Genomic DNA, 377 nt, shown 5'->3' with positions numbered 1-377 from the left:
AACAGTTGATAATCGGTGATTGATTATCAACTATAAGCACGACTGCCTGTCGTACGGAAAAGAAGAGATTTTTCATCTCTTCATATCAATTATTTAATACGCGTTTTAGACTCTCAACAGATATTGAACAAACCTTGGAAATCTCATTGACACTCATTCCATTCTTTAACATAGTTTTGTACAAAAGAACCTGTCCTAGTTCTACACCCTGTTCAATGCCTTGTTCAATGCCTTGTTCGATTCCTTTTCTTATCCCTTCAGCTTCCCATTCCTTTGACTTTGCTTCCAGCCATCTCTTTTCAGCTTCACACATTTCAATATCCTCCTTTTCCTCTAATTCTTCTAAATCCAACCATTCTACATCCGTCAATGTCTTG

The 377-nt window shown here is 37.1% G+C and carries 1 pseudogene; it reads right to left on the bottom strand.

Annotation, left to right across the window (positions count from 1 at the left end):
* Nucleotides 1-85 precede the first annotated feature (85 nt).
* Nucleotides 86-377: pseudogene (locus tag NE544_RS12125) on the bottom strand (hypothetical protein); the annotation flags it as partial.

Source organism: Holdemanella sp. MSK.7.32 (assembly GCF_024460475.1).
In the GTDB taxonomy this organism is placed as follows: Bacteria; Bacillota_I; Bacilli_A; order Erysipelotrichales; family Erysipelotrichaceae; genus Holdemanella.
Note: the sequence above shows the minus strand (reverse complement) of the source record. Positions and strands in the feature narration are given on the sequence as shown.